1 protein-coding gene is annotated in these 528 nt (G+C 47.7%); it reads left to right on the top strand.

Features of this window, described 5'->3' with window-relative positions; all coding sequences use genetic code 11:
- Positions 1 to 528, top strand: a 528-nt coding sequence (locus GCE9029_RS25505; protein WP_197475441.1) for a SulP family inorganic anion transporter, incomplete at both ends; no start/stop codon positions are given.

Raw genomic sequence — 528 nt, 5'->3', positions numbered from 1 at the left:
TGCGTTGACTTGGCTACCAAGCGGTCAAATGACACTAATGCTAGGTCTAGTAGCCCTTACAATGGCTATCATCCACTTCCTACCTAAGCTAACAACAGCGGTACCATCTTCATTGGTTGCTATTGTTACAGTAACGGCTTTGGTTGTGGGTCTTGACCTTGAAACTCGCACTGTTGTCGACTTCCTGCGTACAATGTCTGGTGACGAAGCTGCTACGCTAGCGGGCTCTCTTCCAACATTCTCAATTCCTGCTGTTCCGTTTTCTTTAGAGACACTACAGATCATCCTGCCTTACGAAATTATCCTTGCGGCTATCGGCCTGATTGAATCTCTGCTGACACTGACAGTACTAGACGAAATGACAAACACTCGTGGTCAATCTAACCGTGAATGTGTTGGTCAAGGTATGGCTAACGTAACGTGTTCTGTATTCGGCGCGATGGGTGGTTGTGCGATGATCGGTCAATCGATGATCAACGTAAACTCAGGTGGTCGTGGTCGTCTTTCAGGTATCGTAGCCGCAGTTGC

Origin of the sequence: Grimontia celer, from assembly GCF_900055185.1 — a bacterium.
GTDB lineage: Bacteria > Pseudomonadota > Gammaproteobacteria > Enterobacterales > Vibrionaceae > Enterovibrio > Enterovibrio celer.
This window is presented reverse-complemented; position numbering and strand designations above follow the sequence as displayed.